This window comes from Dolichospermum sp. FACHB-1250 (genome assembly GCF_014696335.1).
GTDB classification, from domain to species: Bacteria; Cyanobacteriota; Cyanobacteriia; order Cyanobacteriales; family Nostocaceae; genus Dolichospermum; species Dolichospermum planctonicum.
Map to the genome: position 1 here is coordinate 17,522 of NZ_JACJPZ010000021.1, position 16,401 is coordinate 33,922.

Genomic DNA, 16,401 nt, shown 5'->3' on the forward strand with positions numbered 1-16,401 from the left:
CAAAATGGTGCGTTACGCTGTCGCTAACACACCCTACATTTCTAACACACCCTAGGTTTCTATTAAAATTGGGTTAATATCAAACCAAGATCCATTTTCGTCTCGATATTCAAATACAAACATACTGCGAAGTAGGATATCATATTTTTCATCTCCTCTATAGTTTTTTGTCTTTCGTACTTCCTGTAATAAATCCCATTCGTCAGGTGTAATTGCTAAATTTAACTCATTACAACGTTTTTTGATCACTGTTTCCAGACATTTTCGAGAAATTGGTGTGTCTTCCATTTGTAAACAACGAAATAATAACATTAACAAGTTACGCAAATGACCACCGCTAACTTGACAAAGTCGTTTTAATGTTTCAGGACTATCAAATATTCTTGTAATTAAATTTTGACTTTCTTCTGCGCTAACTCCGGGAAAGGCTCTTTTCATAATCATTTCTTGTAATAGCGTGATTCCTGCGGAATAATCTGTGCCATTTCTCTGTTTGACTGCTACCATTGGTAAAACTTTAGGATCTACTCCAAAGCGATTTGTTAACCTACCTAAAGCGTTAGAAAATATGAGAACTAGGGGAATTGTATAAACAACATGACACTTTAATTTATTTAATTGTTCACCCCTGTCTACAAATAGGTATTCTGGTTGATCTTGACCATTTGGTTTAACAGTATCATTTATCCTATCTAGATTATCAATGATCACCACTAAACCTGTTTTACCGCGTTTTTTTAGTTTTTCTGTTGCGGGGATAAGCAATTCTTGATTAATTGATTCTAAGATTCCATTGGTACGAGGTTCTAAATATTGTCGCAGTTGACTCCGCAATTTAGGACTATCCTTTGTTTTAGCGGTAATTTTGCCAATACCTACGGATAATTCCGCTTCAAAACCAATATCTAGGGGGGTTTGTAAAAGTTCCGCTATTTCTGTAAATAGATTTTGAAAGTATCCTGGTTTGAGTTTAATTTCTGCTGCTTCTAAACTTTGACTAACTTCACGAGCGATCGCTAGTAAAATATCTGTAATATCAATATCGGCTAAATCTAAACTTTGGCTAGACTCAAAATAAACTACATGAAATTCTGAGTTTTCCAATTCTGCTTTTAACCGCAGTAATTCAGTAGATTTACCACAACCAATATGTCCTGTAAATAATTGACAAGTGGGAATTTCTGGAGAAAGTAAAGTAATAGTTCTTTTAAATTCCCTAATAATTTCTGCACCCCGTACCTCGGAAAAATCAATGTAATATTGTCTATCTTCAGCTTTACTTTGATCAAGAGTTTTGTTAGGGTTACAAGCTTGATAAAATCTTGTTAAATCAAATTTCATGGTAAATGCCCGATAATCCTGATAATCACCCGTTTATGATAAATATATCAGTATTATACATAAAATGATCAAATCAAACAAGAAACAATATTTATAATGAACAATAATGGATATTCCGCACTTAATAGTGTAATCTTATACCATCTACAATAGATTGCAAATTCCTGAGTTACAAAAATACTCCACCCCTGAGCAAAGATTGGGGAGGGGTGTACTTGATAAACCTAAAATTAAAATAGGCTGTATTATCGCTCTCTATTTGGGAAATATTGCTAACTGTGTTTCTGTATCAAAAAAATGTAGCTTATCAGGTACAAACGATAGCCAAAGTTGTTCATCTACATTGATAACTCTATCTGGTGGAACTCTTACCTGTAAAGACTGTCCATCTGGATGGTGTACATCAGGGTCAGAAATTTTTACAGATAAAAAAGTATCATTTCCCAGATTTTCTACTAAATCAACTTTTACTGGTAAATTTTTCGTAGCAGGTACACTCAAAGTTAAATGTTCTGGACGAATACCCAATATTAAAGTTTTACCATCATAGGGTTGTAAAGCACTTCCCCAAGTATCTGGGAGAGTAAAACGGAAATTAGCATGACTAATTACTAAAGGTGCGTGAAATTCCACCGGGATAAAATTCATGGGTGGAGAACCAATAAATTCAGCCACAAAGCGATTCGCAGGACGGTTATAAAGTTCTAAGGGAGGTGCGACTTGTTGGATCTTACCTTCTGACATAATCGCAATGCGATCGCCCATTGTCATCGCTTCAGTTTGATCATGGGTGACATAAATTGTCGTTGTTCCCAGTTGATGTTGTAACTTGACAATTTGACTACGAGTTTCAGCCCTAAGTTTAGCATCCAAATTAGATAATGGTTCATCCATTAAGAATACTTGAGGATTGCGAGCGATCGCTCTACCTAATGCTACCCGTTGTCTTTGTCCTCCAGACAGTTGTTTAGGTAAACGATTTAACAGAGATTCAATTTGTAATAAAACTGCAACTTTTTCTACTTGTTCCGCGACAATTCTTTCCTTTGGGGAAATATAGCGTAATTTTTTCGGTAACTTTTTCGTCAAAGCTACCAATAGATTTTCACTCCATTGAGTAAATTTTGTTTTCCCTGCTTCCTGATCACCAAACTGACGACGTAAACCAAAAGCGATGTTATCATATACAGTCATGTGGGGGTAGAGAGCGTAACTTTGAAACACCATAGCGATGTCTCTAGCTTTCGGGGGTAAATCATTAATTAAGCGATCGCCTACGGAAATGTTACCACCAGTCATCACTTCTAAACCAGCGATTAACCTCAACAAAGTGCTTTTACCGCAACCAGACGGACCCACCAACACCATAAATTCACCATCAGCAATGGTTAAATTAATGCGTCGTAAAACACTGACATCATCAGAACCGTCTGTGTGTCCCTTTGCAGATTTCCCACTGCGGGAGGGAAAGCTTTTATAAACGTTTTCTAATACAACTTTAGCCACGACAATTTACTTGACCACTTATTAATTTATAGAAGCGGAAAAATTCCACCCATACCCATAGTATACATTTTTTCTCAAAATCCAGATTCCCGACTTCTCCAAGCAGTCCGGGATCTGAGTTCTGCTAAATTGATTTTAATAATTTTTGAATTTGCTGATTAATAATATTAACATCAAAAAGTTGACTAGCAGTAATTTTAGCATGATTAGCAATCATTGCGGTTTTTGCAGAATCTTGAAGACAGTTATTAATTACTTGCGCTAATTCTTCAGGTTTTCCGGGTGTGACTAAAAAACCATTAATACCATTTTCTACTAATTCTATTACACCTCCAGCTTCAGCAGCAATAACAGGTTTACCGCACAGCATAGCTTCAATAATAACCCTTCCAAAAGGTTCAGGTGCGGTAGAACTATGAGTAATTAAATCACACATAGTCATTAATTGGGGAATATCCGAGCGAAATCCCAAAAATTTAACTCGATTTTCTAACCCCAATGCAGTTACTTGGTGGTGGAGATTCTGCACATATTCCTGTTCACCAAATAAAGCATCACCAACTAAAATTACTATCACATTTTCTGGACATAGGGAAAGAGCATCAATTAAAATATGTTGTCCCTTCCAAGGAGAAAGACGGCTAAAATGTCCAATCACAAACTTATCTTCTAATTGGAGATTTTTCCTGAGATTGATAACTTCTAACTCATCAACATCATAATTTTTTATCTCAAAACCATTATAAACAACGTGAACTAAATTTGATTTTCCTCCAGCTTTTAAAAATGCCATTTTACTAGCTTGAGAATTAGCAATTACCAAAGATGCACAAGCATTGATTAAATTAACAGCAACCCGGAGATTAGTTTGGCTAAAATGTTCTAAAGAAAGAATATCATGTAAATGATAAACCAGAGGACGACGAGCTAATAAACTAGATATTGCTCCGACAATTAAAGCCTTTTGGGTATTAGCATAGATTAAATCATAGTTCTTTGCCCGTTGACAGACCTGATTAATTAAAGGTATGATTTGTCTTAAACTGCTTAATGCTGGCAATAAACCACTGTCTTTATTAACATTAATTGGTTGAGTTGTTAAAACCTCCACAGGAATTTGATATTTTTCGAGTAACTTTCTAAAATCACCATCTGCAAATAAACCAACCAGAGCATTTTTACCATAAGGTTTAGCAATATCTGCTAAACACAATTCAGCACCACCTGGTTTACCACTTTGGTCTAAAAATAGAATTTTCATACAATTTTCATGGAATTTCTATAATCAATTTAAGCTAAGAGAACTTGACGAACTTCTTGAGCGATATTCGTCCAATTATAATGTTTAATTGTGTAATTGCGACATTCTTCCCTAGAAGGTAGAGGAAGTTTAGCTAACATAATTTGTGTTAACTTATCAGCGATACTTTCTACGGTGATTGATTCAGTAATTAAACCTGGAGAAAAGCCTTGTAAAATTTCTGGCATTCCGCCCACGGGGGTACATAAAACCGGAGTACCACAAGCTAAAGATTCAAGAATAGCTAATCCAAACCCCTCAAAAGATTGACTAGGCATTATAGTTAAATCAGCAGATTGATAAGCTAGAGGTAAATGTTCATCAGGTAAAAAACCCAAGAATTTTACATGATTTTCTAAACCTAATGCTTGAGCTTTTTGTTGAAGTAAAGCCTGAATATGACCACGGCCAGCTATTGCTAACCAAATGTCAGGGACTTGTATTTTAATCATAGCAATTGCTGCTAATAATTTATCAATACCCATTCTATGAACTAAGCGACGGGAAGTAAATAATATTGGTCTGTTGCTTGGCCAACCTAGTTTTATTCTTGCTTCTTGACGTGATAGATTATTCTGAAAGTGGTCAATATCAACTCCACCAGGAATGATGTGAATTTTTTGCCAGGGAATTTGATATTTTTGATGTAATATCTGACCAAAAGCTTTACTAAGAACAATAAAGCGATCGCACCGATTATAAGTGCTTTGTTCTATTAATTTTTGTTTTAGCCAAATACTAAATTTTTTATTAGTTACTTCTTCTTGACTTTCGGAAGCCCAAGGACCATGAAAGTTAAAGGTAACAGGTATTCCCTTGGGTAAGATGTCTAAAATTGGAAAACTGTATAATGCAAAATGGAGATTAATTGCGTCAGGTTTACCTAATCTTGTTTTTTTAAAGTTATGACGAATTGAGAATAGTCTAGAACTAATTTTACTATCTGGATTAGCTAAATTAGTTAACTTAATTTGTGTATTTTTTGCATCTGCTGGTAAACCAACTCCACACAATTCTATTTCATCTTTCTGTGCTGCTAATTTATGAGTTAATTCATAAATATATCGTTCCAATCCTCCGGGTGTTTTAGGAAACCAACCCGTACCCAAGGTCAAAATCGCCGCAGATTGTGTATGGGATTTTGTATCTTTACGTTCCATTACCAAGATCATTTTTTCAGTATTATCTTCTCATACAAAGCTGGAAATTAAAATCAGCTTAAATCTGAAAAATATTTTATTTCTATAAGCAAAATATATCAAAAAAATATATTTAGAGTATTCCAGGACTTACCCAAGAGAGTAAGAGTATTCCTGTATTGAGTATAATGTAGTTATTTTTAAAGTATATTTTATTGATTTGATGAAGTTTCGATAAAATAATATACAGATTCATATTTATTTGTTAGTTTATGAGTAAGAAATGTAAATTAGAAGTTTTTCAAGCAGATTACTCTGGGTTTTGAAACATTTTTAATGGTTGATTAACTGATAATCAAAAAATTGCTATGAACAATAAATTATTTCAGCTTAGTAAAATTCACCACAAAATTAACGAATATATTAATAGTTTATTTCAGAGTAGATATTGGCGAAAAAAAATTATATTTAACATTTTTCTTGGTGTAACCTGTGGACTAATAGTGACGTTCATAGGAATGATAATGGATTTAGGAAATACGGCCAATACTAAAATTCAGTTAAAAAATAAAACATCTAAAATTTCGGAAATCACTTATACAACTTCCTGGTTAGGAAATACCATTGGTAATGGTAAATTGCGAGTACAAAATAATATTGAGGGAATGTATGTCAAAGATGATGGGACTATTTATACCAATAGCTATTGGGATGAAGCTGGTAGCGAAGCAGGAATTTATAAAGATGGTAAACCAATTTTAAATCTCGAAGATACACATGGTTGGAATCGTTTAGGAGGTAAAGCGATAACAGTAGATAACAAATATATTTATATTGCTATGTCTCAAGGGGGAATGGATCAAACCAAAGAAGATTATCCTCCCAAAGATCAAATTTGGTACTGTGTGAGACGTTATGATTTCAAAGGAAAACCTGCACCTTTTGCAAAAGGAAATGGCTGGGATAAAAGTATGTTAATTACCAGCAAAAGCAATCAAGTAACTGGACTAGCGACGGTAGATAATAAACTATTTGTTAGCAATGCTGGTGAGAATACGGTTCTGGTTTATAATACTGAAACCATGGAAGAATTAAATAGATTTACTGTAACTAATCCAGGAGATATCGCAGTTGATAAAAAGGGCAGTTTATGGATTATTGAAAATCAAAACAGTGGGACATCTGGAAAAATTGTCAATTATTCGCAAACAGGCAAGAAATTACCCCAAGAAATTATAGATATTGATAAACCATCAGCATTAGCGATTGATAATCGTGGTAGATTGTTAATAGCAGAAAATGGCATTAATCAACAATTGCTGATTTATAATATCAATAATCAACCAGTTCGTGTAGATAGTTTTGGCGATAAAAAAGGTATTTTTAGTGGTGTACCAGGAGAGGTGAAAACATCAAAACTATACGGAATTACGGGAGTTGGTACAGATAGTAAAGGCAATTTTTATATAAATAATAATGGTTTTAATAAATCAGGAACAGATTTAAGAAAATTCTCTCCATCAGGACAAATACAATGGCAATTACTAGGATTAATATTTGTAGATAATGCAGATACTGATCCACAAACAGATGGTGTTAATCTATTTACTAAACAAGAACAATATGTCATGGATTATAGTAAGCCATCTGGTCAACAATGGACTTATAAAGCTTACACCGTTAATCCTTTTAAATATTCTCAAGATCCCCGTTTACATACATCACCAGATGGTACTTTTGTGCGTCGTATTCAAGGAAAACCTTTTTTATTCCTGACAAATATGTTCGGCAGTTTTTTACAAATTTATCGTTTTCAACCCAATACAGATGGGAAAATTGCTATTCCTGCGGGAATGTTTGTTGGTACTAATAATGGAGGTAAATCTATTACTGGAAATTGGCCACCCTATCAACCAGAAAAAGGAGAGTGGATTTGGCGTGATATTAATGGCAATGGTGCATTTGAAAAAAATGAGTATGATAGTAGCGAAGACTATCCTTATATGGGAGGTTGGTGGGTAGATAGTAAAGGTGATGTTTGGAAAACTTTGCGAACTCAAGATGGTATTCGTCGTTATCCTTTACAGGGAATAGATACTAAGGGAAACCCGATTTATACCTATAGTTCGATGCAAAAAATTAAGACTCCTAGTATCTTTAATGATTTGCGAAGAATTGAGTATTTTCCCGAAACAGATACTATGTATTTATCAGGTTTTACTATTGAACATCCTGCATTTGGTGACGACACTGGAGTAGTAGGATCGGAAATTGTGCGCTTTGATAATTGGAGTCGGGGAAATCCTACCCCAAAATGGCGAACTGTAGTTCCTTATGATACTACTGGTCAGCGAAAAGTCTCGACCGCAGCTATGAGTATAGCTGGTGATTATGTCTTTGCAGTAACGGTCAAAACCGCAGAAGTATATGTTTATAAAGCTGCAACTGGGGAACTTGTACAAAAGATGAGTCCAGGTCCAGAAGTTGGTAATAAAAGTGGCTGGGTTGATATTCCCTACGGTATCCGCGCTTTTCGTCGTGCTAATGGTCAATATCTTGTGTTTGTGGAGGAAAATTGGCAAGGAAAGGTGCTTGTTTACCAATTGAACTTATGATATATAGCGTTTATTTTCTTGAATAAGTGACAATATCCCCGACTTCTCTAAGAATTCGGGAATCTGAATTTATTTTAGTATTTTGACTTTTGATAAATTGATTATATCATGTCCGGTTGAACAGTTATCATATCTGTTGAGGCTGGTAATGGGTAATTGGTAATTGGGAAAAGGCAATACAATCATGAACTATATCGTAAGTGATTGGGCGGAAATGATATTATTCATGAAAATAAAATCCATGGCAAATATTGTGCAAAAACTTATTGGTATCTTTTTATTAACTTTATATTTTCATGATAATTTAATCAAAAAAATAAATAAGTCTCCTAGAAGTTAATTATCATAATACATAATAATAGTTATTAGTACAAACTTATTACCGATAATAATCAATGGTTATCATAAGTATTTGTGAACAAATTGAGTGTTGTTTTGAATTAAACTGAGAATTATGAACAGAAATAAAGTATTAACCTCTTTAGAAAAAATTATCCCTAATAAACTGCTAAATCAGATGCAATATATTCATTGCAGTTTAGTTTCATGGTGGATTTTAAATTGGGGAAGTCAGCCTTTAAAATTTTCCGAAAAATCAGCAATGGTTTTTGCTCCTCATCAAGATGATGAAACCTTTGGTTGTGGAGGTATGATTGCACGGAAAAAGGAACAGGGAATACCAGTAGCTATAGCTTTTTTAACTGATGGTAGAGGTTCTCACGGTGTAAATCTAGATATTCAAAATCTTATCCATATTCGTCAACAAGAATCTTTGACAGCGTTAAGTATTTTGGGAGTAAATAGTTCAGAAATTCATTTTTTTAACTACCAAGATGGCAGTTTATCAACGCTCAATTTAGAGGTAAAACAACAGATAATTAGTCAAATTTCTGAATTACTAAAGGTTTACCAACCAGGAGAAGTTTATCTACCTCATCGTAAAGATTGTCATCGAGATCATGAAGCTACTTATAGCTTAGTAAAAGAGGCAATTAACCAAGCTGGAATGACAACAGAAATCTTCCAATATCCTATTTGGATATTCTGGCGATCGCCATTATTTATTCTGTTAAAATTACAATATATTGCTGCCGCTTATCGCTTTTCAATTACATCAGTAAAAGAGAAAAAACAAAGGGCTATTGCTGCTTATCCTTCCCAAATTGGGATGTTACCCTATGGATTTATCAAGAGATTTTTAAATTCGGAAGAAATATTTTTTAAATCTGAATCCTAGTATTTATCTTAGGATTTAATATCTGATGCACTCTACTAACAGTTACTTCTGTGCATATTAAATTAACCGTAAATCATTACAGTGGAGAAGAGTTAAATGCGGATTTTACATATTACTAGTCATCTGCAAAAAATCGGCAATGGTATTGTCAATGTAGCCGTAGACTTAGCTTGTTTACAAGCACAAAGTGGTTTGGATGTTGCTGTAGCTTCTGCTGGGGGAGAATATGAAACATTATTAGCAGATTATGGTGTTAAACATTTTCACTTAAATCAGTCTCGGAAACCATTAAATCTGATTCAAGCTACTTGGAATTATCGCCGAATAATTAATGATTTTCAACCAGATATTGTTCATGTTCACATGATGACAGGAGTTATCTTAGCGGGAATTTTTAGAAAAAATCGAGAATATCATTTAGTGTCTACGGTTCATAATGAATTTCAACATAGTGCTGTACTTATGGGATTAGCAGATCAGGTAATTGCAGTTAGTAATGCAGTGGCTAATTCAATGATTCGACGCGGTATTCCATCTGAAAAATTGCGAGTGGTTAGCAACGGTACTTTAGGAAGTCCTCGGCATAAAAAACTTCAAGATTATCAACCAGTAGCAATGGAATATCCATCTATAACTACTGTCGCTGGGATGTATAACCGTAAAGGTATTTCTGAATTAATTGAGGCATTTAAAATCATTGCCACAGATTTTCCCGAAGCACATTTATATTTAGTAGGAGATGGACCTGATCGTCCTGTGTTTGAGGCTATGGTGAAAAATACAACTTTAAATAATCGCATTCATTTTGAAGGATTCCAACCAGAACCACAACGTTATATGTTAGCCACAGATATTTTTGTTTTGGCTTCCCATTGTGAATCTTTTGGTTTAGTTTTGACGGAGGCACGGGAAGCTGGTTGTGCAATTATAGCTAGTAATGTAGATGGGATTCCTGAAACTTTAGATCATGGTCAGGCTGGGATTTTAATCCCACCTAAAGATATTGACACCTTAACTAATACTTTGACACAATTACTGAGCGATCGCCAACTCTTAAATAAGTGGAAATTCCGCGCTCAACAAAATCTACAAAGATTTCATGCAGCGCGAGTCAATGAAGAAACACTAGCTGTATATCGGGAATTAATGAGAAAATCCAATGTAATTGAAGTTATGGAAATCAGAGAATTAGTAACTGGTAAATAAATAGCAAAGGAGAAGGAAAATCAGGGAAAATAATTATATCTTTCATATCTTTTAGGAGTTTTTGCAAGAATTTTAAAAAATAAAATAGCGTGGAAAACCATAGTCTTTCGGAATGAGGGTTTTGAGCCAATCTTCTGATCAAGACTCAGATCCCCGACTTCTTAAAGAGGTCGGAGATCTTATTGTTCAAAAAGGAAATATTTCTCCCTTACAGGGGGAGTCTTTTTGTAGTTTCTGTGACAATATTAGGCATTATAGAGCCTATAGTTTTAATAAAGTTTTGGGCATAACGCTGTGTAGAGAATTGAATAGCGCGTTGTCTTGCTGCTATTCCCGCAGATTGGGCAAATTCCTGGTCGTCAAGATAGCGAAGAATGGCTTCTGTTAGGGCTTCTGCATCGTCGTAAGCTGTTAACAGTCCATTTACCCCGTCAGTGATAATTTCCGTTGGACCACCAGCATTACCAGCGATGACGGGTTTACCTAATGCCATTGCTTCAATAATCACAATTCCAAAGGGTTCTTGATCAGAAGCATGGACAAATACATCCATTGCTTGCACCCATTCTGGCACATTGCGCTGTAACCCAGCCATAATTACTCTATCACCTAATTTTAGATCAGTGATTTGTTGATTTAAAAATTCCTGATAATCCGGTTCCAGATCATGTTTACCACCAACTACGACACAATGGGCATCAGGATATTTCGCTAATACTTTGGGCATTGCTGCTACTAGTACGTGCATTCCTTTCCAGCGTTGCAAGCGTCCGACAATGCCGATTAAAGGGACATTTAAGGGTAAACCCAGTTTTTTTCTGGCTTCTGCGGGAGAAGGCAAAATAGCAGGATCAAATCGCTCTAGGGCTACTCCAGGATAGACTAGGGGAGTTGGTCTGTGAGGCCAAATCCGTGCTTGTGCTTTTTGACCATCTTTTGACAGTGTAACAATTGCTTGGGCTGGGATGAAAGTTGCTAACCGTACTAACCAAGTTCGATCATCAGGAACTTCTAATTGATACCAAATAGCTGGTAAACCGGCTAACATTGCCGCTAAACCACCGGAAATATGGGTAATCCACATCCAGCTAACGATCGCATCTACACTTTCTTGACGAGCGATCGCTGCTATGCGCAAAATAGTAGTCATAAATCGGTGAATTTGACGCAAACGGCCACTAATCACAACTCGCGTATCAATACCCAGGTTTCTTACCTGCTCTACCATTGGTCCGTCTTCTAAAAATATTGCCAACCAGTCTACATTGGCATTACGTCCTTGTTGCATTAAATCCAAAAACATCATTTCACCACCGCCTCGCTGTTCGGCTAATGGCATGATAATCATAACTTTCATAATTTACACCTGAGCGGCTGATCGTTAATATTTCTGGCAAAAATCCTGGGTGGATTTTTTAACCACAGATAAACGCGAATGATTCACAAGATTTTTTCCAGTTAGATAATCTTGTCTTTTATTTAAGTTTTGAGTCCCATGTCTGGAGAATTTTGAGGATTTTGATAATACTTATGTGCGGCCATACAGATGGCAAAAAATCCCCACAAAATCATCCCGGAAACACTCAACATTCCACTACCAATAATTAGTTGTGAACAAGAACTAATAGCAATAGCCCGAGCGGCACTAACAAAACTATCAAACCGCGCTTCCGTATATTGGCTAACAGTAATAATCATTAAGATTAATCCGCCCATATAAGGAATAGCCCCCAACCACCCCAGGGTAAAAAACATATCTAAAATGCCACTATCAATGACAACTACTTCTATTTGTCCGGTTTTTTCGTTGACTTTCCAGATATTTCCTAAACCATTACCGAAACTATTAGTTAACGCTAAACCAAGATTCCTCTCATAACTGCCTGATCTATCTTTTAAACTGCCATCTTGTTGCAAATTAGCAAAAGTTTCTAATCGAGAATTTACAACTTTAGCAATTGGTTCTATAGTTAGCAAGGGGAGAACACAGATGGACATTACTAAAATGATTGTAATTAATCGCATTTGAATTTTAGCTTTTACAGAACCCATAATCATAATTATCCCCAGTAACCAACCACCCCAATTAGTCCTAGCTTGTGATAGCAAAAACGATAAATAGCCCACGGCTGAAGCGGGAAAAATTAACGGACCTGAACTGGTGAATAATAATAACAAACCTGCTTGCATAACGGCACCAAATGGACCTACTGAATGCAGTGTACTCCAGACACGCATCCCAAAAGGGACAGGATTTCCAGAACTAGTAAAAAGTTTTGATTCTATTAGCCAAAAGCGATCCCACTCCGGTGCTACGACAAATTGATATATACCGTAAGTTCCTATCAGCAAAACACACCAGAGAAATACACGCTGAATATTTTGTTTATAGCTGGGATAATCTCGCCAGTTGATAAATAAGTGAAAAGCGAAAAGAATGGGACTCATCCAGTCTAGAAAACCCCGGATTACTGGAATTGGTTGATTGTAAACTAGACCGATCAAAAAAGCATAGAATACTCCAATAAAACCCAAAATAAAAGGTAAACCTCCTTTACGAACTGCGCTAGGAAGATATTTTAAAAACGTGGCTATGGTGACAAATACTACTAAATAAGGTGCTATGAGCATTTGACGGGTAGGGTCCCAGCCAACACGATAGTCAACTAAACGAGTCAGCAAAGGTGAAAGAAACCAGATCCACCAAGTGAAGCCAATGTAAAGTAGGGAATGGCGCAAATACAAAAATACAGCCACTAAGAAAGCTGTTACCGGAAAAATTAGACGCAATAGGCCAGCACTAATAAAATAATTAGCTGTGATTAAAAATAGGAAGCCAAGAATGACTATCCAAGCCTGTGCTGTTCGTTCTTGAGGATAGAAGTTTTGTCGTAAAAAACTATTAAAAAGTATCGGTTTGGAAATCACTTTGATCTCGATTTTGTATGAATAAAAATTTGGATGTTGGCAGTTTTTAATTAATAGCCAAAATGGTGTTTATCAAGGTTAAATTTTGCCAATTCAATTCTATAATGTTGATATCCTAACCATCTTCCTTTTAAGGATGCTTGCAATTTTTTGGTAGCAAGTTGTCCTTGTTTGGGAAAAAGTCGCAGCCATTGACATATTCCTAAACTTTCCCTTGTACCTACTAAAACTGACCAAAATAAAAATACAATCCGACGCAAAGGAGAAAGATGTTCTAATAAAACTAGGGTTTCATTATGGACTAGGTTAATTAATGCAATGTCGTTGAAGTTGTGCCGTTGATCTTCATCAAAACGTTGGGCTGGATAGTGATCTACAGCAATACTGGGATCATAAATCATTTTCCAACCTGCTCGTTTTAAGGTCAGAGTAAAGGACATTTCAAAATGCACTTGTGCGCCAGTGCCTTTCATTCTTTCGTCAAAGCGTAATTTTCCAATAGCTTGGGTGCGGAAGCTCATATTCACACCTTTAAGAATATCAACTTCACGGGGTGCGCCAATTCCTAAATGATGATTGCCTATAACGCGCCCAAACCATTGCAATTTACCAACAACTGGTTGGTACTTGTCTTCTAGTTTTCCCCCTTGATAAATCCAATCACGGCCACCAACTCCGCCAATGTGAGGATCAGCCAAGAAATGGGTATTAATTTTAACCAACCAGTCGGAATGGGGGGCCGCGTCATCGTCGGTGATGGAAAGAATGTCACCGTTGACTTTGACTAGTCCAGTGTTAAGGGCGGCCACTACTCCCGGCTGACTGACGGTAACGGTTTCTAGGGGTAGATGGTGGTGCTGTTGGGCGAGAAACTGCTGAGTTTCTGTGTCTGTATCCCTGATGACGACGATGGCCTGATCAACTGGTTTAGTTTGCTGTTCTAGGGCTTTCAGACAGCGGTACAGGTCTTGAGGACGGCGATAGGTGGGGATGAGAACTGTGTTTCTCATGGTTGGTTAATTCCGCAAATATATTGAGATAGTTTTGTGCCATATTTGTCCAACTATGTTTTTCCGCTAGGACGCGGGCAGCTTGTGCCATTTGTTGACGGAGTGGGCGATCGCTGGCTAATATAGATAAACTAGCTGCTAAACTATCAATGTGATCGGTTTCTGGCAAGACAATTCCTGCTTCTGCTGTGACTAATTCTGCACCCCCTGTAGCGGTGGCTGTAATCACAGGTAAGCCAGAAGCCAATGCTTCTAGTAGTACAAGGGTGCAAGCTTCGTAACGGGAAGGAAATACAAAAAAATCTGCTGCTTGCATAATTTGGGCAATATCTCGACGATATCCCAAAAAATGTACTCGTTCACTGATACCTAAATTATTTGCCAATTCTAAAAACGGACTTCCTTTTGTATTGCCAACTACAGCTAAATGTAAATCAGCAACTTTTTTTAAAGCTTTTAATACCGTATCTAAATTTTTTCTCGGTGTGCGAATATCTCCGGCAAATAATGCCAAATTAACATTTTCCGGTAAACCTAATAGGCTACGAGAAGTAACACCAGGAGTAAATTCTTGTAAGTCTACACCATTGACAATTACCCGAATTTTTTGGCGAGGTACACCAATGCTAACCAATTCTTCCGCTACTTTTTCGGAAACAGCAATAATACTTTTAGCCTGAGAAAAAGCTTGTTTTTCCCAATAGGAATTAGCGGCGGTAAATAACCATTGATATAAACCGTAAAAATCTTTACGACTGCGAGAAATATGCACAGGCGATCGCCACCATGAACTATGAACAAAATGCACAGCATTTACATCAGCTGCACTCATAGTAATTGCACCATTGACTTTAATTAAATCCAAATTACCTCGATTTTTATCCAACCAAGCTGCACTTTTTTTCGCAAAAATGAAATTGCGGATAAATTCGCTAGGATAACCTTCCACTGGGATAGAAATCCAACTAACTGCACGATTTTCTAATAATTCAGGGGCAACTTCACTGGCTAATAATGTTAATTGATAACCCCGACGAATTGCTTCTTGAGCTACTTCATAATTAACTCGTCCTTGACCATCACCTTTTTTGATTTTGTGGGTAACAATACAAAGTTTCACTTATTACCTCTCTTAAACATTCAAGATTTTATTTGTTAAATTGGGGGGAATAAAACTGATAATCAGGGCAGCTAAAGTTCGCAAATTAAATTTTTGTTCACTTAAAGTCTGCCAAAAATAACGGCGAGCATCTAGGATTTTTTGATCTCGTAATAAGCCAATTCCTAGAGTTGTATTAGCTGCTAACCATTTTTTTCTAAAGTGGGAATTAAATTCCTTTAAACGTTCATCCTCCATAAAGACTTGATAACAGAAGATTTCACTTTTACCTTTACGAATTTTTGCTTGAACGTTACGTTTTCCACTGAGCATAGTATCAGTTTGTTCATGGGCGCGATATCGTGTTAATCTTTCTGGTTGATAGTAGACTCCATGGCCAGATATACAACAAAGATATGTTAAATATAGATCCCACATTCCTCCAACTTCTGGTGGAATCATCTCCCAATTAATTAAACTATTACGAATTACAGCAGCCGCAGCGGTAGATATACTTTTATCAATTAGGCCAATTTTGTAGAAATTTTGATGAATTCCTGGGGTGATTTTATCTCGCTTAAATCCCCGTGAATTTTCCTCAGTTCCAGAATAATTAATTTGTCCTTGAGCGTCAATAATATATTGGTCGCAAAAAGCGAGAATTAAATCAGGATTTGCTTCTAAATGGGGTACAAGTTTGACTAAAAAATCTTCATTCCACATATCATCATCATGGAGACTGGCAATATATTTACCTTGTGCCATTTTAAAAGCATGAAGTTGATTAGCTAACATCCCAATATTTTCTGGGTGTCGGTGAAATTTAATGCGTGAATCGTTAAATGATTCTATTAAAGATGCAGGATTTTCTGAACTACAATTATCACAAACTATAATTTCAATATTTTCATAAGTTTGTTGAACTGCACTATTAATTGCTTGTTTCAAGTATTCTGGGCGATTATAGGTAGGGATAATAACGCTAACTAGGGGTTGTGTGAGTTGAGAATTAATAAACAT

Annotated in this window: 12 protein-coding genes; 3 read left to right on the forward strand and 9 right to left on the reverse strand. The window is 36.1% G+C overall.

The genetic code is table 11. The features are described from left to right. Window positions 1–51 precede the first annotated feature (51 nt). From H6F39_RS09475 to H6F39_RS09490, 4 genes are all read right to left on the reverse strand, one after another. Window positions 52–1,341 (reverse strand): P-loop NTPase fold protein, encoded by a 1,290-nt coding sequence (locus H6F39_RS09475; RefSeq protein WP_190396614.1) that lies wholly within the window; start codon window positions 1,339–1,341, stop codon window positions 52–54. 255 nt (window positions 1,342–1,596) lie between these two features. Next, window positions 1,597–2,847 (reverse strand): ATP-binding cassette domain-containing protein, encoded by a 1,251-nt coding sequence (locus H6F39_RS09480; RefSeq protein ID WP_190396615.1) that lies wholly within the window; start codon window positions 2,845–2,847, stop codon window positions 1,597–1,599. Window positions 2,848–2,971: 124 nt separating this feature from the next. Beyond that, complete coding sequence (locus H6F39_RS09485; protein ID WP_190396616.1) at window positions 2,972–4,108, reverse strand: glycosyltransferase family 4 protein; 1,137 nt, start codon at window positions 4,106–4,108, stop codon at window positions 2,972–2,974. 29 nt (window positions 4,109–4,137) lie between these two features. Beyond that, on the reverse strand, window positions 4,138–5,307 hold the full coding sequence (locus H6F39_RS09490; RefSeq protein ID WP_190396617.1) for a glycosyltransferase family 4 protein: 1,170 nt from the start codon (window positions 5,305–5,307) through the stop codon (window positions 4,138–4,140). A gap of 347 nt (window positions 5,308–5,654) precedes the next feature. On the opposite strand from H6F39_RS09490, the gene H6F39_RS09495 reads away from it, so the two are divergent. The 3 genes from H6F39_RS09495 (at window position 5,655) to H6F39_RS09505 (ending at window position 10,344) form a co-directional block, all read left to right on the forward strand. Next, window positions 5,655–7,901, forward strand: coding sequence for a hypothetical protein (locus H6F39_RS09495; protein ID WP_190396618.1), 2,247 nt, complete (start codon window positions 5,655–5,657; stop codon window positions 7,899–7,901). Between the two features lie 454 nt (window positions 7,902–8,355). After that, a complete protein-coding gene (locus tag H6F39_RS09500; protein ID WP_190371648.1) occupies window positions 8,356–9,138 on the forward strand; it encodes a PIG-L deacetylase family protein in 783 nt (260 codons plus the stop codon). Between the two features lie 96 nt (window positions 9,139–9,234). Next, window positions 9,235–10,344: a glycosyltransferase family 4 protein gene (locus tag H6F39_RS09505; RefSeq protein ID WP_190371649.1), complete on the forward strand. Its 1,110-nt coding sequence runs from the start codon at window positions 9,235–9,237 to the stop codon at window positions 10,342–10,344. Between the two features lie 208 nt (window positions 10,345–10,552). Here the strand turns inward: H6F39_RS09505 and H6F39_RS09510 are convergent, their stop codons facing one another. From H6F39_RS09510 to H6F39_RS09530, 5 genes are all read right to left on the reverse strand, one after another. Continuing rightward, on the reverse strand, window positions 10,553–11,701 hold the full coding sequence (locus H6F39_RS09510) for a glycosyltransferase family 4 protein (RefSeq protein WP_190396619.1): 1,149 nt from the start codon (window positions 11,699–11,701) through the stop codon (window positions 10,553–10,555). 122 nt (window positions 11,702–11,823) lie between these two features. Then, the gene (locus H6F39_RS09515) at window positions 11,824–13,272 is read right to left on the reverse strand and encodes an O-antigen ligase domain-containing protein (protein WP_190371651.1); all 1,449 of its coding nucleotides are present in this window, start codon (window positions 13,270–13,272) and stop codon (window positions 11,824–11,826) included. 50 nt (window positions 13,273–13,322) lie between these two features. Next, window positions 13,323–14,282, reverse strand: coding sequence for a glycosyltransferase family 2 protein (locus H6F39_RS09520; RefSeq protein WP_137907408.1), 960 nt, complete (start codon window positions 14,280–14,282; stop codon window positions 13,323–13,325). Next, window positions 14,200–15,402 carry a glycosyltransferase gene (locus H6F39_RS09525; RefSeq protein WP_190371653.1) on the reverse strand — a complete coding sequence of 401 codons (1,203 nt, stop codon included), beginning with the start codon at window positions 15,400–15,402 and terminating at the stop codon, window positions 14,200–14,202. Before H6F39_RS09525 ends, H6F39_RS09520 begins: the two co-directional genes overlap by 83 nt. 12 nt (window positions 15,403–15,414) lie before the next feature. Further along, entirely contained in the window at window positions 15,415–16,401 is a 987-nt protein-coding gene (locus tag H6F39_RS09530) for a glycosyltransferase family 2 protein (RefSeq protein ID WP_190396620.1), read from the reverse strand.